Here is an 18,336-nt window from a genome sequence, read left to right on the forward strand (position 1 = left end):
ACACGTCGATCGCGCAGCGAGACAGCACGTTCCTGAGCCGACGCGGGCCGCACCCTCCGCCCTGGCCCCACCCGGATAGGGCCGCGGGGCCGTCCGCGCACGGACGGCCCCGCTTCCGGAAGAACTGCGTGGACCCACCCGACACCGGGACGGGTCACTCGCCGGCGGTGACGGTCGGCGCGCCGGACTCGGCGCCCTCGGCCTCCATCTGCTCGGCGATCTTGAAGGCCTCCTCGATCAGGGTCTCCACGATCTTGGACTCGGGGACGGTCTTGATGACCTCGCCCTTGACGAAGATCTGGCCCTTGCCGTTGCCGGAGGCGACACCGAGGTCGGCCTCGCGGGCCTCGCCCGGGCCGTTGACGACGCAGCCCATGACGGCGACGCGCAGCGGCACGTTCATGCCCTCCAGGCCGGCCGTGACCTCCTCGGCGAGCTTGTAGACGTCGACCTGGGCACGGCCGCAGGACGGGCAGGAGACGATCTCCAGGCCGCGCTGGCGCAGGCCGAGCGACTCCAGGATCTGGTTGCCGACCTTGATCTCCTCGGCCGGCGGGGCGGAGAGCGAGACCCGGATGGTGTCGCCGATGCCCTCGGCGAGCAGCGCGCCGAAGGCGACCGCGGACTTGATGGTGCCCTGGAAGGCGGGGCCGGCCTCGGTGACGCCGAGGTGCAGCGGGTAGTCGCAGGCGGCGGCGAGCTGGCGGTAGGCGTTGATCATCACGACCGGGTCGTTGTGCTTGACCGAGATCTTGATGTCGCGGAAGTCGTGCTCCTCGAAGAGCGAGCACTCCCAGAGCGCGGACTCGACCAGCGCCTCGGGGGTCGCCCGGCCGTACTTCTCCAGCAGGCGCTTGTCGAGCGAGCCGGCGTTGACGCCGATCCGGATCGGCACGCCGGCGTCCTTGGCGGCCTTGGCGATCTCGCCGACCTTGTCGTCGAAGGCCTTGATGTTGCCCGGGTTGACGCGGACCGCGGCGCAGCCGGCGTCGATGGCCGCGAAGACGTACTTCGGCTGGAAGTGGATGTCGGCGATCACCGGGATCTGCGACTTCTTCGCGATGATCGGCAGCGCGTCCGCGTCGTCCTGGGAGGGAACCGCGACCCGCACGATCTGGCAGCCGGACGCGGTGAGCTCCGCGATCTGCTGCAGCGTGGCGTTGATGTCCGAGGTCACCGTGGTGGTCATGGACTGCACCGAGACGGGGGCGTCACCGCCGACCGGCACGTTGCCGACCATGATCTGACGGGAGACACGGCGCTTGGCGAGCGGCTTGAGCGGCAGAGACGGAATACCGAGCGAGATCGCGGTCATGTGCGCAGGGTTCCCCGGGGTTGAGGTGTGGTCGGTCCGGCCGCTGGGACGGCCGGGCCCGGGCGCGCCGACGATCGCGCGCCCGGGCTCCAACGGTACGGCACGGGAACGGGCGCCCGCGCACGCACCGGCCCGCCGGGCTAACTGATCTTGACGGGGTTCACCAGGTCGGCCACGAGCACCAGCAGGGTGAAGCCGATGAACACGCTGGCCACCACGTAGGCGAGCGGCATCAGCCGGGCCACGTCGAACGGGCCGGGGTCGGGCCGGCGGAACAGCAGGGCGAAGCGGCGGCGCACCGCTTCCCAGGTCGCGCCCGCGATGTGGCCGCCGTCCAGCGGCAGCAGCGGCAGCATGTTGAAGAGGAAGAGCGAGAGGTTGATCCCGGCGAGCAGGTTGACGAAGTAGGCGACCCGCTGGCTGCCCGGGATGTCCAGCGCGAAGACCTCGCCGCTGACCCGGGCGGCGCCGACCATGCCGATCGGCGAGTCGGCCTCGCGCGGGGTGCCGTCGACCACCGAGTGCCAGAGGCCGGGGATCTTGCCGGGCAGCGCGGCGAGCGACTTCACGCCGCTCTCCGCCATGTCGTACATCCGGTCGAGGGACTCTCCGAAGCCGAGCCGGACCACACCGCTGGCCGGGGTGAAGCCGAGGAAGCCGGCCCGCACCGTCTCGCCCTTGACCGGCACGCCGTCGGCGTCGTACTTCTGCACGTCGTTGACCGCGATCTCCGGGTTGAGGGTGAGCTGCTGCCCGCCGCGCTCGACCACCAGCTCCACCCGCTTGCCGGCCGACTTGCGGATGTCGCCCTGGAGCTGCTCGTAGCTGGTGATCCGGTCGCCGTCGAAGGAGACCACCTTGTCGCCCGGCTTCAGACCGGCCTGGAAGGCGGGTGCCGCCGGCGCGTCCGCCGGGCAGTTGTCGGTCGGTCGGCCGGCCTTGACCACGCACTCCGAGACGGTGCCGATGGTCGGCACCGACATCGGGACGCCGAAGCCCGTCATCACGGTCAGGAAGAGCCCGAAGGAGAGGATCAGGTTCATGAACGGCCCGGCGAACATGACGATCACGCGCTTCCACGGCTTGCGCGTGTAGAAGAGCCGGGTCTCGTCGCCCTCCTTGACCTCCTCGTAGGAGGCCTCCCGGGCGTCCTCGATCATGGTCCGCCAGGGCGAGGTGGAACGCTGGGTGATCCGCCCGTCGGCACCGGGCGGGAACATCCCGATCATCCGGATGTACCCGCCCAGCGGGACGGCCTTGAGGCCGTACTCGGTCTCGCCCTTCCTCCGCGACCAGATCGTCGGGCCGAAGCCGACCATGTACTGCGGCACCCGGATGCCGAACAGCTTGGCCGTGGAGAGGTGGCCGAGTTCGTGCCAGGCGATCGAGAAGAGCAGTCCCAGTACGAAGACCAGGATGCCGACCACCGTCATCACCGTTGCCACCGCTGCTCCTCCGTCATGCCGCTCCGCTCATCCTGTCGTCGTACCGGTCGTCCGGCGGTGCCGTCCGGGCGGACCCGGATCAGCCCGCGGCCAGCTCGCGGGCCCGGGCGCGCGCCCAGTCCTCCGCGTGCAGGACGTCCTCCACCGTCAGCGAAGTTCCCGCCACGGGGCTGCCGTGCTCGGCCACGACCTTCGCCACAGTGTCCACGATCCCGGTGAAGGCGAGGCGGCCCTTCAGGAAGGCCTCCACGCACTCCTCGTTGGCCGCGTTGAACACCGCCGGAGCGGTGCCGCCCAGCGTGCCGACCTCACGGGCCAGCTCGACCGCCGGGAAGGCGTCGTTGTCCAGCGGGAAGAACTCCCAGGTCGCCGCCTTGGTCCAGTCGCAGCCCGGGGCCGCGTCCGGCACCCGGTCCGGCCAGCCCAGGCCCAGCGCGATCGGCATCCGCATGTCCGGCGGGCTCGCCTGCGCCAGCGTGGAACCGTCCGTGAACTCCACCATCGAGTGGACGACCGACTGCGGATGGACCACCACCTCGATCCGGTCGAACGGCACGTCGTACAGCAGGTGCGCCTCGATCACCTCCAGGCCCTTGTTCACCAGGGTGGCCGAGTTGATCGTGACGACCGGGCCCATCACCCAGGTCGGGTGCGCCAGCGCGTCCGCCGGGGTGACGCCCGCCAGCTCGGCGCGGCCGCGGTTGCGGAACGGGCCGCCGCTCGCGGTCACCACCAGCTTGCGGACCTCGGCCCGGGTGCCGCCCGCCAGCGCCTGGAACAGCGCGGCGTGCTCGGAGTCCACCGGCACGATCTGCCCCGGCCTCGCGACCGCCTTCACCAGCGGACCGCCGACGATCAGCGACTCCTTGTTGGCCAGCACCAGCACCCGCCCGGCCCGCAGCGCCGCCAGCGTCGGACGCAGGCCGATCGAGCCGGTGATGCCGTTCAGCACCGAGTGGCACTCCATCGCCGCCAGCCCGGTCGCCGCGTCCGGACCGGCCAGCACGGCCGGCAGCGCACGGCCGTCCGCCTTCGCCGCCAGCGCCTCGCGCAGCGCCGGCTCGGCCGCCGGGTCGGCCACCGCCACGGTGTGCACTCCCAGTCGCAGCGCCTGCTCGGCGAGCAGTTCCACCCGGCCGCCGGCCGCCGACAGGGCCACCACCCGGAACCGGTCCGGGTTGCGCAGGACCACGTCGATGGCCTGGGTGCCGATCGAACCGGTGGAGCCGAGGATCACCAGCTCCCGGGGGCCGGAGGGGGTGTTCACCTCAGGGGTGAACCGCAGCTGCGGGTGGGCGAGCGAAGTCATGCTGCCCATTGTGTCCTGCCCGGCTCGCCGCCCGGCACCACGGGACCGCTCCCGGAGCGCCGGGCCGGCTCCCGGGCTACCGTCGGAGCCATGCGCACCGTCATCGCCGGCGGCCACGGGCAGATCGCCCTCCGCCTGGAACGGCTGCTCGCCGACCGCGGCGACCGCCCCGCCGGAATCATCCGCCGCCCCGAACAGGCCGACGACCTCGTCGCCGCCGGGGCCGAACCGCTGCTGCTCGACCTGGAGGCCGCCGCCCCGCCCGAACTCGCCCGGCTGCTCGACGGCGCCGACGCCGTGGTGTTCGCGGCCGGCGCCGGACCGGGCAGCGGCGCCGCCCGCAAGCTCACCGTCGACCGGGACGCCGCCGTACTGCTCGCCGACGCCGCCGAACTGGCCGGCGTCCGCCGCTACCTGATCATCTCCGCGACGGGCGCCGACGCCCGGGCCCGGTACCCCGCCGACGAGGTCTTCGAGACCTATCTGCGGGCCAAGGGCGCCGCCGACGACGCCGTCCGGGCCCGCACCGCGCTGGACTGGACGGTGCTGCGCCCCGGCCACCTCACCGACGGCCCGGGCACCGGCCTGGTCCGGCTCGCCCCGGAGGTGCCGCGCGGCTCCGTCGACCGGCAGGACGTCGCGGCCGTGCTCGCCGCCCTGCTGCGCGAGCCCGGCACCGCCGGACAGACCCTGGAACTGGTCGCCGGCAGCGCCACCGTGGCCGAGGCCGTCGCGGCCGCCGCCGGCCACGCCTGACGCCGCGTACGCGCGAGGGCCCGGCCGCACACGGCGGCCGGGCCCTCGTTCAGGTCACCCTCAGAGGTCGAGGCCGGTGAGGACCAGGACCTTCTCCACGGTGTAGTCGTCCATCGCGTAACGGACGCCCTCGCGGCCGACGCCGGAGTCCTTGACACCGCCGTACGGCATCTGGTCGGCGCGGTAGGACGGCGCGTCGCCGATGATCACACCGCCGACCTCCAGCTCCCGGTGGGCGCGGAAGGCGGTCTGCAGGTCGTGGGTGAACACGCCCGCCTGAAGGCCGAACAGCGAGTCGTTGACGGCCGCGAAGGCCTCGTCCACGCCGTCCACCTTGTGCAGCGACAGGACCGGGCCGAACACCTCGGAGGTGGCCAGGATCGCGTCGGCCGGCAGCTCGGCCAGCACGGTCGGGGCGTAGGTCGCACCCTCGCGGGTGCCGCCGGTGAGCAGCTTGGCGCCCTTGGCGACCGCGTCGTCCACCCAGGACTCGACCCGCTTGGCGGCGTTCTCGTCGACCAGCGGGCCGACGTCCGTCGCGTCGTCGTTCGGGTCGCCGGTGACCTGGGTCCGCACCTTGGCGAGGACCTTCTCCGCCAGCGCGTCGTACACCGACGCGTCGGCGATCACCCGCTGCACCGAGATGCAGGACTGGCCGCCCTGGTAGTTGGCGAACATCGCGATCCGGGAGGCCGCCCAGTCCAGGTCCGCCTCGGAGGACCAGTCGGCGAGCACCACGGCCGCCGCGTTGCCGCCCAGCTCCAGGGTGGTGTGCTTGCGCGGCACCGAGTCCATGATCTGGTAGCCGACCTTGTCCGAACCGGTGAAGGAGATCACCGGCAGACGCGGGTCCTGCACCAGGGCCGGCATCCGGTCGTTCGGCACCGGCAGGACGCTCCAGGAGCCGGCCGGCAGCTCGGTCTCGGCCAGGATCTCGCCCAGCACCATCGCCGACAGCGGGGTGGCCGGGGCCGGCTTGAGGATGATCGGCGCGCCGACCGCGATCGCCGGGGCGATCTTGTGGGCGACCAGGTTCAGCGGGAAGTTGAAGGGGGCGATGCCCAGCACCACGCCGCGCGGGAAGCGCCGCACGACCGCGAAACGGCCCGTGCCGCCCGGGTCGGTGTCCAGCCGCATGGTCTCGCCGTTGGTCCGACGGGCCTCCTCGGCCGCCCAGCGGAACACCGAGACGGCGCGGCCGACCTCACCGCGGGCCCACTTGATCGGCTTGCCGTTCTCGGCGGTGATCAGCTGGGCGATCTCCTCGGTGCGCTCGGTCAGCCGCCGGGCCACGTGGTCCAGGGCGGCGGAGCGCACGTGCGCGGGGGTCGCGGCGAACACCAGCAGCGCGGCGACGGCGGCCTCCAGGGCCTCCTCGACCTGCGCCTCGGTGGGGATGCTCACCTTGCCGACCAGGCGGCCGTCCCAGCTGTTGTGCACCTCGAAGTCGGCGTCGCCGCTCGCCCGGCGGCCGGCCAGCCAGAAATCGTACGTGGTGGTCACCGTGGTACCGGCCCTCTCCTCGTCGTCCTCACGCCCCACGGACGTGGAGCCAGAACCGAGGGTAGGGCGGGCGGCGCGCCGACCGGATTGGACACCGAGTAGCGTTCGCCCCCCACGGCCACTCCACCGCGTCCAGCGCCGCCACCCGTCCTGCCCGCTCCTCCTACTCCTCGCCGGACCGCAGCGCCAGCCAGAGCTCCATCCGGACGTCCGTGTCGTCCAGCGACCGCCCCAGCAGCTCCTCCACCCGCCGCATCCGGTACCGCAGGGTGTGCCGGTGCACCCCGAGGTCGGCCGCCGCCGCGTCCCACTGCCCGTGCCGCGACAGCCACGCCCGCAGGGAGGCCACCAGATCGCCGCGCGCCGTCCGGTCGTGCTCCCGCAGCGGCCGCAGCAGGCCCTCCGCGAAGGCCGTCACGGCGTCCTCGCCGAGCAGCGGCAGCAGCGAGCCCGCGCCGACCTCCTCGTGGTCCACCGACCGCCGCCCGCCGCGCAGCGCCACCGCCAGCGCCCGCTCGGCCTGCGCGTGCGCCGTCCCGGCGTCCTCCAGCGCGGCCGGCGCCGACACGCCCAGCGACAGGCCCTCGTGCTCCTCCACCGCCCCCAGGCAGGCCCGGTGCACCGCGCCGTTGTCCAGCGCCAGCACCATCAGCCGCGCCCCGTGCGCACCGTCCTCCCGCGCCACCAGCAGCTTCTCGCCCACCCGGGAACCGGCCTGCTCGGCCCGGTCACCCAGCTCGCCCAGCGCCTCGCCGGCGTCCGCGCCCTGGGCCGCCCCGGCCACCAGCACCCGCACGGTCCCCTCCGGCAGGCCCCCGAACAGACCCGCCGCCACCTGCCGCGCGGTCGCCACCTCACCGGCCAGCACCATCCGCAGCAGGGCCGCGCCCATCTTCTCCTCGGCCTGCCGCAGCTCCCGCGACCGCTCCAGGGTCAGCGTCAGCAGCGCCACCGCCGCGTTCAGCACGTACCGCTCGGTCGGCGTGATCCGGTCCTCGGTGCCCACCGCCAGGAAACCCCGGGCCCGCCGGTCCGCCCCCAGCGACTGGACCACCACGTAGTCCTCGTCCGCCGTGTCTATCCCCGGTGCACGGCCCTGCAGCGCGGCACTCGACGGCGCCGGCCTCCGGCGCAGCCGGTCCACCTCCGCCGCCAGCCGCCCGGCCCGGCGCGCCGCCCAGTCCGGCGCCACCACCGACAGCGCGCCCGACCCGTCGTACAGCGCCGCCCAGCCGCCGAGCCGGGCCGCCAGCCGCCGCACCACCGCCGTCGTGCCGTCCTTGCCCAGCGCGGCCCGGGTCAGCTCCTCCTGCGCCTCGAAGCTGGTCGTCACCGCCTCGTACTGCTCGGCGGCCAGCGCCGCCGACACCACCTTGCTGATCGCGATGAACGGCGTCGGCTCCGGCACCCGCAGCAGCGGCAGCCCCCGCTGCGCCGCCGCGTCCACCAGCGGCTGCGGCACCTCGGTGTGCGACAGGCCCACCCCCAGCCCGAGCCCGACCACCCCCGCATCGGCCAGCCGGTGCACGTACGCCTGCAACTGGGCGGCGGTCCGGCCCAGCTTGATCCCGGTGGTGAGCAGCAGCTCGCCACCCTCCAGGAACGGCGTGGGGTCGTCCAGCTCACTGGTGTGCACCCAGCGAACCGGCCGCTCCAAGTGGTCCGCACCGGCGAGGACCGTCAGATGGAGCGAGGTGTTGCGGACGACGGAGGCAAGTGTGGGGGGCATGGCACCTTCGAGGGAACGACCCGACCGCGCCGTTGCGGCCGGGCGAGAGAGGGCTGGGGGTCCTGAGGGGAATCCCACTTCTCATTATGGACGCCCCGGACAACCGGCACTGCCGAATCCACCTCGAAGGCGAGCTTCCTCTCCCTAATCCCTGAGGTCGACCAGCAGCGGCGGCACCTGCTCCCCCGACACCGACGTCAGCGACAGCACCGCGTGCCCGGCCGGCAGCGCGTGCGCCAGGTCCGACGGGGACCAGCGCAGCCGCTCCACCTCCCGCGTGGTCACCGACTCCGTCTGCGCGGCCGTCCCCGACAGCGCCTTGCGCCCCAGCCGCCCGGCCCGCCGCACGATCCCGCCCGAGGTGTCCGGGGCCAGCGTCACCGCCGTCTCCCGCACCAGGTGGGTGCCCCAGGCCTCCGAGAACAGCCGGCCGTCCCACGGCGCGATGCCCGGGAACGCCGCCCGACAGCCCACCGCCCCGAACAGCGGCGCCCGCAGCGCCTCCGGCAGGTCGACCAGCGTCCGCAGCAGCAGCACCACCCCGGCGTTCGCCCCGCGCAGCCGCTGCAACCCGCGCACGATCCCGGCGTCCAGGGCCGCCGAGGCGTCGTCCACCACCAGCCCCGCGAACAGCGACCGGTCCCCCCGGGCCCCCGCGGCCTGCACGAACTGGCCCACCAGCAGCCGCGACAGCATCCGCGCCGCCTCCGGGTGGCTGCGCTCCGGCAGCTTCACCCGCACCCGCAGCGGATGGTCCAGCACCCGCATCGCGAACGGCGGACGGCCCGAGCCGTCGGTCGCGAACACCCCCTCGAACGCCGGCCGGTCCAGCAGCGCCAGCCGGTCCGCCAGCAGCGCCCCCGGATCGTCCGCCCGGCCGTGCTGGCGCTCCCGGTGCTCCAGGTCCCGCTCGTACGAGCCCAGCCGCCCCGCCGCCCGCAGCCCCTTCACCAGCGACTCCAGCGCCTCCGGCTCCCCGGCCAGCAGCGCCCGCAGCTCGCGCACGCCCGGGTAGCGGCCGAAGGCGGCGTGGAACGGTCCCACCATCTGCTGCAACGTCGTCCGCGCCGTCTCGGCGCGCGCCGTCAGCTCGTCCGGCAGCAGCGCCTCCGCCAACCGGGCCGCCGCCTCGTCCGGGTCCTGCACCGCACCGTACAGGTCCAGCCCGTACCGGGACCCGGCATGGCCCGGGGCGATCACCACGTCGTACCAGTCGTCCGGCCCCAGGTCCGCCTCCGACGACCCGATCACCACCGCGCACGCCGTCCCCGCCAGCGCCTGGAGGCACAGCGCCTCCGCCACCGGGCGGGCCAGCCGCGCCGTCTTCCCCGTCCCGGCCGGGCCCACCGCGAGCAGCGAGGTGCCCAGCACCGCCGGGTCCAGCGCGAAGCCCGCCGACCGGTGGGTCAGCGGGTTCTTCGGGACGTCCTGCGCGGTACCGAGCCGCACCTGGGCCAACAGCAGGTCGTGCTGCTCCGCACGCCCCGGCAGCTCGCGCACCTCCGAGGGGTGCGCGAACGCGGCAGCGCCGCGCAGCGACACCTGCTCGACGAAGGCCGGCAGGAAGGCCCGGTCCGCCTGGGCCGACTCCCACGCCCGCTGGATCCGCACGTAGTCGACGTCCCCGACCGCCTCGGCGTCCAGCCTCCCGGCCGCGGCCGCCGCCCCGCCCTGCCGCAGCACCGCCCACGGATCCCGCTGCCGCGCCACCTCCGCCTGCTCCTCCGCGGCCGCCGGCTCCTCCTCCGTCACCGTCCGCGACAACAGCGGCACCGCATACCGCCGCCACACCTCCACCCACCGGCCCATCCGGCCGAAGACCTTGATGACCACGGCGAGCACGACGGCGTTGACCGACAACCCGACGACGGTGACCGCAGTGGTGGAGGGATGGTCCACCCACACCGTCAGGACGATCAGATGCAGAACGAGCTGTGTGCCGTAGACAAAGGCGAACCACCCCACCACCGCGTTCAGTCCCGCCCTCAAAAGCAGGGGCCAGGTGGGAACCTTCGCCGCCTCGGCGCGGTCGGGGTCGATCTGCCGGTAGCCCTGGCGGAAGACGCCCGGGGCGGCCTCCGGCCGCGGGGCGGCGGCCCAGGCGGCGAGGTCGAAGGACGCGCGGGCCGGGGGGCGCGGGTGTGGCATCGGGGTGGGCGGGGTGTAGGGGGGATGAGGGGTGGCGGTGGTCCGCTCGCTGTGGCTCCGTGCCCCGTCCAGTCCCATGTACGGCCCCGCTCCCTCGCCCGCCGGCCCGACCGCCGTCGGTGCCGCCCATACCCATGCCGCCGCCCCGGCGACACGCCCGCGCTCAATGTAGTGGAGCGCGGCCCGGCGGTCGTGGCGCCGACCGCGCTGGCCGCCCCGGACAAGTCGGACGGCCCACTGCTACCGAGTGGCGCATGCCCGCCCGGAGAGCGCCGCCGTAGCCTGCGAACTACCGAGCCGAGAAGTCTGGAGAAACCCATGAGCGCCGCAACGCCGCTCCCGCAGGAGCGCCGCCTGGTCACCGCGATCCCCGGTCCGAAGTCGCAGGAGCTGCACGCCCGCAAGCTGGGTGCGGTGGCGGCCGGCGTCGGCACCACCCTGCCGGTGTACGTGTCCCGCGCCAACGGCGGCGTGCTGGAGGACGTGGACGGCAACTCGCTGATCGACTTCGGCTCCGGCATCGCCGTGACCAACGTCGGCAACAGCGCCGAGGCCGTGGTGGCGAAGACGACCGAGCAGCTGGCCGCCTTCACCCACACCTGCTTCATGGTGACCCCGTACGAGGGCTACGTGGCCGTGGCCGAGCAGCTGAACGAGCTGACCCCGGGCGACCACGAGAAGCGCACCGCGCTGTTCAACTCCGGCTCCGAGGCCGTCGAGAACGCGGTGAAGATCGCCCGCGCCTACACCAAGCGCCAGGCCGTCGTGGTGTTCGACCACGGCTACCACGGCCGCACCAACCTCACCCTGGCGCTGACGGCGAAGAACATGCCGTACAAGCAGGGCTTCGGCCCGTTCGCCCCCGAGGTCTACCGCGTTCCGGTCGCCTACCCCTACCGCTGGCTGACCGGTGCGGAGAACTGCGCCGCCGAGGCCGCCGCCCAGGCGATCGACACCATCAACAAGCAGATCGGCGCCGAGAACGTCGCCGCGATCATCATCGAGCCGCTCCAGGGCGAGGGCGGCTTCATCGAGCCGGCCAAGGGCTTCCTGCCGGCGATCGTGGAGTTCGCGAAGGCCAACGGCATCGTCTTCGTCGCGGACGAGATCCAGACCGGCTTCTGCCGCACCGGCCAGTGGTTCGCCTGTGAGGACGAGGGCATCGTCCCGGACCTCATCACCACCGCCAAGGGCATCGCCGGCGGTCTGCCGCTGTCCGCGCTGACCGGCCGCGCCGAGATCATGGACGCCGCGCAGACCGGCGGCCTGGGCGGCACCTACGGCGGCAACCCGGTGGCCTGCGCCGCCGCGCTGGGCGCCATCGAGACCATGAAGGAGCAGGACCTCGTCGGCAAGGCGCAGCGGATCGGCGAGATCATGCTCGGCCGTCTGCGCGCCATGCAGGAGAAGTTCGACATCATCGGCGAGGTCCGCGGCCGCGGCGCGATGATCGCCGTCGAGCTGGTGAAGCCGGGCGGCAAGGAGCCGAACACCGCGGCCACCGCCGCGATCGCCAAGGCCTGCCACGCCGAGGGCCTGGTCGTGCTGACCGCCGGCACCTACGGCAACGTGCTGCGCTTCCTGCCGCCGCTGGTGATGCCGGAGCACCTGCTGAACGAGGGCCTGGACATCCTCGAGGGCGCGTTCGCCACCGTCTGATCAGGCCCGCGGCCCGTCGCCGCGCCGAAGACCCGCCGGAGGGATGTCCGGACAGCGCCGAACGGCCCGTGGGGACCTCGTCCCCACGGGCCGTTCGGTTCGAACCCGGCGTGACGCCACCGGCGCGGACGGTGAAGATGGTGTGCGGAATCGCTGAAGCTCCTCGGCGGCGAACGGACCTTGACGTAGTGTCATCACAGATGGACAGCGAGCCCCAGCCATGGGCGGATCCGTCCGCGGCACCGTCCTCCGGGGCGGCTCCGCGTGAGGGCCGCGAGGACAACCAGGCCGTCCCGTCGGGGGCGGCGCACACCGAAAGCCGATCGACCGGCCGTCCGACCCACACCCCCCGGGACGCGCGGAGCGGCGATCATCAGGGCCGCCCCGGAGCTCTCCCCCCTGCTCCGGGGCGGCTGCCTCGCGTCCTCGCCCACCCAGTGGTGCCGATGGTCCTCGGGCTGGTGCTGGTGCTGGTGTCCTGGCAGGTCGCGGTGGACGGCCCGCTACTGGAGCTGGACCGCTGGACCCGGCACGCCGCCCAGGAGATCCGGCACGGCCTGCACAGCACCCTGCTCAACCACCTCGGCAAGGCGTTCTCCGACCTGGGCGGTGGCCCGGTGGTGGTGCCGGTGCTGCTGCTCGGGGCGTCGGTGGCGGCCTGGCGGGAGTCACGGGCGGGGTTCGCGCGCTGGTGGCTGCCGATTCCGGTGGCGGTGCTGACGGCCGGGCTGATCCCGCTGCTGGTCGTTCCGGCGAAGGCGTGGTTCGCGCGCCCCGGCCCGTTCGGGCTGCCGCTGGCGGCGGACCAGTGGGGCTGGTACCCGTCCGGCCACACCGCGACCGCCACGCTCGGTTACGGGGTGGCGGCGCTGCTGCTGGCCCGGACGGCCGCCCCCCGGGCGCGGCGTCCGCTCGCCGCCGGAACGGCGCTGCTGGTGGCGGGCGTCGGGTTCGGGCTGGTGTGGAGCGACTACCACTGGCTGCTGGACGTGGTGGCCAGCTGGTGCCTGGGCGGCCTGGTCCTGTGGGCCCTCGCCCGGTGGCCGCTCACCGGCCGCCCCGGCAAGGACCCGGGAAGCACGCCTTAGCCCTCGGCCGGGGCCTCGTCGTTGCGGTGGACGTGGCCGGCCTCGCCGTTGTCGCGGTGCCACTCGACGACCAGTTCGTCACGGGCGCCGAAGCGGACCAGGTGGCGGCCGACGACGTCCTCCAGGCCGGGCAGGTTCTCGGTGGTGCCCTCGACCGCGAGCAGCAGGGCGTCGGGGACGGCGTCCAGGGTGGCGGTGCCGTGGCCGAAGACGAGGGTGCCGTGGCCCGTCTCCTCGGACCAGTCGGCCTGGATCTTGCGGCCCATGTGGGCGGCGAGCTGCTTGGCGTAGCGGGCGGAGCGGTCGGTGGCGACGCGGGCTTCGGAGCGGGGCACGGGCTCTCCAGGGTCGGGGGAGGGAACTTAGGGTGCCCTCACTCAGGCCTACGCTAACCCAGGTGCTGAGCCATGCTCAACATTTTCCGGGCGGCTCGGGACCGGCCGATACCCTGGGTCGGACACCTGCCGAGGAGAGCCGCCCATGACCACCACGCCGACCGACGACGCGGCGGGCTCCTCCCCCGTTCCGGGCCCGGCGGACGCCCCGGACACCGCCGCCGAGCTGGCCGACGCGATGACCCGGGCGATCAAGCGGATCCGCCGCCGCACCAGCGAGCGGCTTGAGCCGTACGGCATCACCCCCGGCCAGGGCCGCGCCCTGCGGGCCCTCGCGCACGCCCCCGGCTGCGAGCTCCCCGACCGCGCGATGCGGCTGAGCGACCTGGCCGACCGGCTGCACATCGCCCCCCGCTCGGCCACCACGGTGGTCGACGCCCTGGAGGAGGCCGGCCTGGTCGAGCGGGCCCCGGACCCGGCCGACCGCCGCGCGGTGCGGATCCTGTTGACCGCGGCGGGCCGGTCGGCGGTGGAGCGGATCGGCCAGGTCCGGCACGAGGTCGCCCAGGAGTACTTCGGCCCGGTCAGCCCCGCCGAGCAGGACGCGCTGCTGAGAGCGCTGCGGACCGCCGAGTCCGCGTACGCGGCGACCGACGCCACCACCGCCGCGCCGCGCCGGACAGCGTCCCCGGGCGCAGCGCGGTGACCCCGATCCCCGCCACCACCAGCACCGCGGCGACCGCGGCGAGCGGGCCGACCGGCTCGCCGAGCAGCAGCCACGCCGAGGACATCCCGAACACCGGCACCAGCAGCGAGTAGGGCGCGACGGCGGTGGCGTCGTAGCGGCGCAGCAGGTAGCTCCAGGCGACGAAGCCGAAGAGGGTGGAGACCAGCCCGACGTAGCCGATCGCGCCGACTCCGGCGAGGCCGATCCCGCGCAGCGCCCGCAGGTCGGCCTCCGGGCCCTCGACCAGGAGCGAGAGGGCGAGCAGCGGCAGCGGCGGCACGGCGCTGACCCAGACCATCCAGCGCAGCGCGTCCGGCGGGGCGGCCCTGCGGGTCAGCACGTTGGACAGGCCCCAGGCGGCCGCGGCGAGGACGACCAGGGCGAAGGCGCCGAGCGGTCCGCCGAGCCCGCGGTCGACGGCGCTCAGACCGATCCCGGCGAAGGCGACGGCCAGGCCGGTCAGCCGCTGCCCGCCGGGCCGCTCGCCCAGCAGGACGCCGGCGAACAGGGCGGTGAAGACGGCCTGCCCCTGGAGCACCAGGGAGGAGAGGCCGGCCGGCATCCCGGCGTGCATGCCGAGGAAGAGCAGGCCGAACTTGACCACCCCGAGCACCACGCCGACCGCGAGCACCCAGCGCCAGGCGACCTTGGGCGGGCCGACCAGGAAGACCGCGGGGACGGCGACCACCGCGAACCGCAGGGCGCAGAACAGCAGCGGGGGGAAGTTCTCCAGGCCGACGTGGATGAGGACGAAGTTGAGGCCCCAGACGGCGGCGACCAGTACGGCCAGGGCGATGTCACGCGGCCTCATGCCGCCGGTCGTGCCGCCGCCCTGGGCGGCCTGCGGGGATGCGCTCATGGGTCGAGGATGACCGTCGACGACCGTGTAGCACCAGCGATGAATTCTGAAGGAAACGCTTTAGCATGGCTGCATGATGGATCTGGGGCGCCTGCGGGCGCTGCACGCGGTGGCGGTGCACGGCTCGGTCGGCGGGGCGGCCGCGGCGCTCGGCTTCACGCCGTCCGCGGTCTCCCAGCAGATCGCGAAGCTGGAACGGGAGACCAGGACGGTGCTGCTGGAGCGCCAGGGCCGCGGGGTGGTGCTCACGGACGCGGCGCGCGAACTGGCCACCACCGCACAGGTGGTGCTCGGCCTGGTGGAGCGGGCCGAGGTCCGCCTGGAGGAGCAGCGCGGCCAGGCGGTCGGACGGCTGCTGGTGGCCGCCTTCGCGACCGGCGCGCGCGGGCTGATGCCGGGGGTGCTGGCCGATCTGCGCGAGCGGTGCCCGGACCTGGACGTGCGGCTGCTGGAGAGCGATCCCTACCCGGCGGCGGACCTGGTGGCGCGCGGGGAGGTCGACCTGGCGCTCGTCCAGGACTGGCCGACGGTGCCGCTGCCGGTCCAGGACGGCCTGTCCAGGATGGACCTCGGTGAGGACCCGGTGGACCTGCTGCTGCCGTCTGGCCACCCGCTGGCCGGGCTCGCGACGGTGCCGGAGGAGCGGCTGCGCGGGCAGCGGTGGACCAGTGTGCCGCCGGGCAACATCTGCCACGACTGGCTGGTCCGGACGCTGCGCGAGGCCGGTGAGGAGCCGGACGTGCGCTACCAGGTCGGCGAGTTCGAGACGCAGATCGCGCTGATCGCGGCGGGGCTGGGCGTGGGGCTGGTGCCGCGGCTGGGACGGGGTGCGCTGCCGCCGGGGGTGGTCGCCCGGCCGGTGGCGCCGGAGCCGGCTCGGCGGGTGTTCGCGCTCTGGCGCTCCCAGGCCTCGCGCCGCCCGGCGATCACCGAGGCGCTGGCCGCGATGCGGGGCCGCTGGGACGCCCTGGGCCGCTGACCGGCGCGCGCCCCCGCCCGACGCGGCGTCACCCGGCGAAGCCGATCACCAGCCACATGAAGCCCACCCCGACGAGGGTGCAGAGCAGCGTGGTCCGCGAGGGGTGCGGGCTGTGCGCCTCGGGCAGGATGTCGGAGGTCGCCAGGTAGAGCAGGAACCCGGCGAAGAACCCCAGGTAGAGGCCGAGCAGGTGCTCGGAGATGGTGAACAGCAGGGTGATCGCGGCACCGGTGACCGGTGCGAGCGCGTCCGCCGCGAGCAGGGTCAGCGCCCGCCGCCGGTTGTTCCCGTAGAGCCGGGTGAGCGTGTACGTGTTGAAGCCGTCGGCGAAGTCGTGCGCGACCACGGCGATCGCCACCACCGTCCCGACCGTCGTCCCGGCCTGGAAGGCCGCGCCGATCGCGAAGCCGTCCATCACGCTGTGGCCGACCAGGGCGAGGGCCGCGGTCAGGCCGACGCCCTGGTGCCCGTTGACGCCGGAGCGGGCACGGCCGTGGGCGTGCCCGTGGCCCTGTCCCCCGGCCTGCCCCTGCGCGGAGCGCTGGCCGTGGGTGTGCTCGGCGTACTCCGCCTCGTGGCCGCGGTGGATCGCCACCGCCCGCTCGACGATGTGGATGGCGAGGAAGCCGGCCGCGAACATCAGCAGCGCCTGCGGCACCCCGTGGACCTCCTCGGGCGCCTGGTGCAGCGCCTCCGGGAGGAGGTCGAAGGCGACCACCCCGAGCATCAGCCCGGCGGCGAAGCCGAGCACCAGGTGACGGCGGTCGCCGGTGCGCTGCGCGACCCAGCCGCCGATCAGCGTCATCAGGAACGCGCCCGCGGCGACCAGGACCGCGGTCACCGACGCCACCCCGTGACGGGCCGTCTGTTCACTCGTCTCCCCCGTGTTCCGCCGTCCCCGGGCCGGCCGGCGACCGGTGCCGGACGGCCGTGTCCCCCAGCGTCGTGCAGCCCGCGCGCCGACGCCCGCCGGACGGGCCGTCGGGGTGAGCCCTCGGACCGGCGGCGGCCGGGGCGCGACTCAGCGCCCGGCGGCGAGCGGCAGGCCCAGCTGCGTTCGCGCCAGCTCGCGCACGCCGTCCCCGTCGACCAGGTGGATGTGCCGGTGCCCGCCCGCGCCGGTCAGGTCGAGCGCCCCGTCGGTGAAGTGGCCGGTGGTCAGCCGCAGCCCGCGCTCGGCGGCCTCCTCGCGGACCGCCTCCGCCAGCGTGTGGATCTCCTCCTCCCCCACCGGTCCGTCGCCGCGCGAGGCCCAGACCACCCAGCGGCCGGGCAGCGCGCTGCCGGTCGGCCCCTCGCCGGTGGCCACCAGCCCGGCCGGGCCGCGCAGCCGCACGCTCCACTGGCCCAGCCCGCCGCGGGTGAGCAGCTCGCGGACCAGTTGGGCGAACTCGTTCGCCGACAGGTCCGGCGCGGCCGGGACGGTGGCCGCCGCCTGCGCGGCCGGCTCGACGCCCGCCCGGCCGTAGGGGTCGGGGCTGACGGCGGCGCCGAGCCCGCGCAGCCGGACCAGGGCCTCGTCCTGCTCGGCGTCCGCGTAGACGCCCTCGCCGTCGGGCTGCTCGTCGGGGTCGGCGGGCGGCAGCAGCCTGGTGCGGGCCAGCGCGTCGCGGTCCGCGTCCACACTGACCAGGCAGAGCGGCTCGGCCCCGGCGGGCTCGCGCAGCCAGCCGTTGAGCACGACCCCGGCGAGGATCTCGTCGGTGTCGACGGCGTCGGCGGCCTGCAGGGCGCGCAGGGCGAGCCGGGCGACCAGCCGCAGGTAGTCGGCGGACCGGTCGGCCGGCGGGCGCGGCACCGGAAGGCTCTCGCCGTCCGGGCCGAGCCGGTAGCCGGTCAGCGAGGGCACCACGTCGAGGGCCGGCAGGTCGAGGTCGAGCACGGCGGTGCGGGTCAGCGGCCGGTAGACGGCCCGGCAGGGCGCCGGCAGGTCCTGGGTGTGGGTCTCGGCGGCGGCGAGGGCGCGCTCCAGCAGCGACTCGACGGCGGCCGGCTCGGCCTGCCGGTAGGCGCGGCGGCACTCCTCCAGCGACTCGTTGTACTCCCGCACCGCGCGCGCCCGGGCCTCCTCGGCCTCGTGGTGGGCGCGCCGGGACTCGTCGGCGACCGGGTCCACGGCGTCGGCCTGCCGGGTGCGCCATTCGCGCAGGGCACGCTGGTGGGCGAGCCGGGCCTGGGCCAGCTCGCGCTGGTAGCCGGAGTCGAGCAGCCGGCGGGCCGGGGCCCCGTCGGGGTCGGCGGCGGGCGGCCCTTCGGGCTCGAAGTCCTCCCAGCGCGGCTCCGGGTCCTCGCCGCCCGCCGCGTCCGGCCCGTCGGCCGGGTAGGGGCGCGGTTCGTAGCGGCGCAGCTGGCTCTCGAAGTCCATGGCCGAGACGGGCAGCGCGGTGCGCCGGAGCAGGTCGGCCAGCCGCTCCTGCTCGGCCTGGACGGTGAGCGTGCGGTGGTGGGTGAGGGCGGCGGGGCGGGCGACCTTGAGGATGTGGG

General features: G+C 74.6%; 14 protein-coding genes and 1 pseudogene. 5 read left to right on the forward strand and 10 right to left on the reverse strand.

Features of this window, described 5'->3' with window-relative positions:
* Positions 1–154: 154 nt before the first annotated feature.
* The 3 genes from ispG to dxr form a co-directional block, all read right to left on the reverse strand.
* Positions 155–1,315, reverse strand: coding sequence for a flavodoxin-dependent (E)-4-hydroxy-3-methylbut-2-enyl-diphosphate synthase (gene ispG, locus ACFU74_RS23120; protein WP_355372150.1), 1,161 nt, complete (start codon positions 1,313–1,315; stop codon positions 155–157).
* A gap of 140 nt (positions 1,316–1,455) precedes the next feature.
* On the reverse strand, positions 1,456–2,760 hold the full coding sequence (locus ACFU74_RS23125; protein WP_380759710.1) for a M50 family metallopeptidase: 1,305 nt from the start codon (positions 2,758–2,760) through the stop codon (positions 1,456–1,458).
* 79 nt (positions 2,761–2,839) lie between these two features.
* Positions 2,840–4,069 (reverse strand): 1-deoxy-D-xylulose-5-phosphate reductoisomerase, encoded by a 1,230-nt coding sequence (gene dxr / locus ACFU74_RS23130; protein ID WP_380759712.1) that lies wholly within the window; start codon positions 4,067–4,069, stop codon positions 2,840–2,842.
* A 90-nt stretch (positions 4,070–4,159) separates the two neighbouring features.
* Between dxr and ACFU74_RS23135 the strand changes: the two genes are divergently transcribed.
* Positions 4,160–4,825: an NAD(P)H-binding protein gene (locus ACFU74_RS23135; protein WP_380759714.1), complete on the forward strand. Its 666-nt coding sequence runs from the start codon at positions 4,160–4,162 to the stop codon at positions 4,823–4,825.
* 60 nt (positions 4,826–4,885) lie between these two features.
* Here ACFU74_RS23135 and ACFU74_RS23140 read toward each other — a convergent pair whose 3' ends face one another.
* The 3 genes from ACFU74_RS23140 to ACFU74_RS23150 form a co-directional block, all read right to left on the reverse strand.
* Positions 4,886–6,328 (reverse strand): aldehyde dehydrogenase family protein, encoded by a 1,443-nt coding sequence (locus ACFU74_RS23140; protein ID WP_380759716.1) that lies wholly within the window; start codon positions 6,326–6,328, stop codon positions 4,886–4,888.
* A gap of 163 nt (positions 6,329–6,491) precedes the next feature.
* Entirely contained in the window at positions 6,492–8,057 is a 1,566-nt protein-coding gene (locus ACFU74_RS23145) for a PucR family transcriptional regulator (protein WP_380759718.1), read from the reverse strand.
* Between the two features lie 144 nt (positions 8,058–8,201).
* Positions 8,202–10,205, reverse strand: coding sequence for an ATP-binding protein (locus tag ACFU74_RS23150; RefSeq protein ID WP_380759720.1), 2,004 nt, complete (start codon positions 10,203–10,205; stop codon positions 8,202–8,204).
* Positions 10,206–10,523: 318 nt separating this feature from the next.
* Between ACFU74_RS23150 and gabT the strand changes: the two genes are divergently transcribed.
* On the forward strand, positions 10,524–11,864 hold the full coding sequence (gabT, locus tag ACFU74_RS23155) for a 4-aminobutyrate--2-oxoglutarate transaminase (protein ID WP_380759722.1): 1,341 nt from the start codon (positions 10,524–10,526) through the stop codon (positions 11,862–11,864).
* 446 nt (positions 11,865–12,310) lie between these two features.
* The gene (locus tag ACFU74_RS23160; RefSeq protein WP_380759724.1) at positions 12,311–12,952 is read left to right on the forward strand and encodes a phosphatase PAP2 family protein; all 642 of its coding nucleotides are present in this window, start codon (positions 12,311–12,313) and stop codon (positions 12,950–12,952) included.
* On the opposite strand, the gene ACFU74_RS23165 is transcribed toward ACFU74_RS23160, so the two are convergent.
* Entirely contained in the window at positions 12,949–13,287 is a 339-nt protein-coding gene (locus tag ACFU74_RS23165) for a DUF2218 domain-containing protein (protein WP_380759726.1), read from the reverse strand. The genes ACFU74_RS23160 and ACFU74_RS23165 overlap by 4 nt on opposite strands.
* A 238-nt stretch (positions 13,288–13,525) precedes the next feature.
* On the opposite strand from ACFU74_RS23165, the pseudogene ACFU74_RS23170 reads away from it, so the two are divergent.
* A pseudogene (locus tag ACFU74_RS23170) lies at positions 13,526–13,768 on the forward strand (MarR family winged helix-turn-helix transcriptional regulator); the annotation flags it as partial.
* Between the two features lie 103 nt (positions 13,769–13,871).
* Here ACFU74_RS23170 and ACFU74_RS23175 read toward each other — a convergent pair.
* A complete protein-coding gene (locus ACFU74_RS23175; RefSeq protein ID WP_380759735.1) occupies positions 13,872–14,825 on the reverse strand; it encodes an EamA family transporter in 954 nt (317 codons plus the stop codon).
* 121 nt (positions 14,826–14,946) lie between these two features.
* Between ACFU74_RS23175 and ACFU74_RS23180 the strand changes: the two genes are divergently transcribed.
* Entirely contained in the window at positions 14,947–15,852 is a 906-nt protein-coding gene (locus ACFU74_RS23180; protein WP_380759728.1) for a LysR family transcriptional regulator, read from the forward strand.
* A 28-nt stretch (positions 15,853–15,880) separates the two neighbouring features.
* Here the strand turns inward: ACFU74_RS23180 and ACFU74_RS23185 are convergent, their stop codons facing one another.
* Together ACFU74_RS23185 and ACFU74_RS23190 are read right to left on the reverse strand one after the other, a co-directional pair.
* Positions 15,881–16,657 (reverse strand): ZIP family metal transporter, encoded by a 777-nt coding sequence (locus tag ACFU74_RS23185; RefSeq protein WP_380759737.1) that lies wholly within the window; start codon positions 16,655–16,657, stop codon positions 15,881–15,883.
* A gap of 216 nt (positions 16,658–16,873) precedes the next feature.
* Positions 16,874–18,336, reverse strand: a 1,463-nt coding sequence (locus ACFU74_RS23190) for a restriction endonuclease (RefSeq protein WP_380759730.1), incomplete at its 5' end; no start/stop codon positions are given.

The organism is Kitasatospora sp. NPDC057500 (assembly GCF_042802195.1).
Lineage (GTDB): Bacteria > Actinomycetota > Actinomycetes > Streptomycetales > Streptomycetaceae > Kitasatospora.